The sequence below is a fragment of the Chryseomicrobium aureum genome, from assembly GCF_016909155.1.
Taxonomy (GTDB): Bacteria; Bacillota; Bacilli; order Bacillales_A; family Planococcaceae; genus Chryseomicrobium; species Chryseomicrobium aureum.
In genome coordinates, this window is record NZ_JAFBFG010000035.1 from 1 (window position 1) to 1613 (window position 1613).

The 1613-nt window shown below is 38.6% G+C and carries 1 protein-coding gene; it reads left to right on the top strand.

The features are described 5' to 3' along the window. The first annotated feature begins 140 nt into the window (after window positions 1-140). Complete coding sequence (locus JOD03_RS13680) at window positions 141-1409, top strand: IS4 family transposase (protein WP_204592025.1); 1269 nt, start codon at window positions 141-143, stop codon at window positions 1407-1409. Window positions 1410-1613: the final 204 nt, after the last annotated feature.

Here is a 1613-nt window from a genome sequence, read left to right on the forward strand (position 1 = left end):
CAATGTCATCAAGCTAACAATACATTTTCTGTAAGTTATATTTCTGACTTTCCAAACAAATTACTTGACTTTTCAAAAAAAGCACCAAAATCAACTTGAGTACCATTTATTGGTATATCAATTTGAGAGTTGGTGGAAATTTGAAGAAGACATTTTTAGAAGCTGTGAAAGTTACCAATAATTTATTGGATGACGTACTGTTCTTGTGTGAGATGAGAACTAAATCAACCTATTTTACGAGAAAAAATCACAAACTCAGTTTTAAGAACACCATTCTATTCACTCTAAACTTTGTCAGACGATCTTTACAGATCGAGTTAGATGCATTTTTTGATATTATCGAGTCTAAAAACGAGCCTATCACAAAACAGGGATACTCTGACGCAAGACAGAAGATATCGTCACATGCCTATAAGCGGCTCATGGACGAGGTAGTCCAGTGGTACTATGATGACGATACATTTTTAAAGTTTCGTGGCTATCGTCTCTGTGCAATTGATGGTTCAGTCATACAACTCCCGAACACCACACGATTACGAGAGCGATATGGATCTGTGACGAACCAGCGAACCAAACAGTTAGCACGCGCTAAAGTATCTGCGATACTTGATTTAGAGAATGACATCATCTTATCGGCAAAAATTATGAACTATCGTGTGAGTGAACGTGACGCTGCGAAAGAATTGATCACGGAACTTACGGAGATGAGTAGAGGGAATGACCTGTTCATATTTGATAGAGGCTATCCTTCTAGGGACATGATCTTATTTTTAGAAGAGAACGGATTGAAATATCTCATGCGTACACAGAAAGGTGGTACAAAAGAGATGCTTGATGCGCCTGGTCCTGATCAGCACATCAACCTGAGACTCGGCGGCAGTCTTTATCCCGCTCGAGTGATTCGCATACAGTTGTCTTCTGGAGAGGAAGAGACTCTTCTCACCAATTTAGTGGACGGAGAACTAGCAGGCAGTGATTTTAAAGACCTCTATTTCAGACGCTGGGGTATCGAAGAAAAGTATAAAGAACTAAAGAGTAGGCTACAGTTTGAAAACTTCACTGGCACTACAGTGAGTTCGATAGAGCAAGATTTCTATGCCTCGATCTATCTGGCAAACATGATCTCACTCCTTCGTAGTGAGGCGAATCAGATGATTGAGGAAGAGGACAGGGAAAAGAAATTGAAGTACTGTTATCGCGCCAATACAAACATCCTGATTGGAAAACTCAAAGAAACAATGATCGTCTTATTGAAAGAGAAAGATGAGAAGATTCGCGAACAAATATTTAAAAGACTCGTAGAGTCAGTCAAAAAAAATAAGACACCGCTTCGACCTGGTAGGTCCTATCCACGTCAGTTAGGCTTGAGCGTGAATAAGTTTTTCCAAAATCAGAAGAGATGTCTATAAAAATTGTTCCACCACCATCAATATAAAACACACACAAACATGAAGCAAGAACTTTAGGGGAATTGAAAAAAAAAGATATTTTCAATTCCCGGGCATCCTATTGCCTTTTTTACTACTTCCGACAAGTATTAGTGAAGCCAATTTTCAAATTAGTTACGCGAATCATTAATTGTAAGTATTTTACTTGTTAGCTTGATGACATTG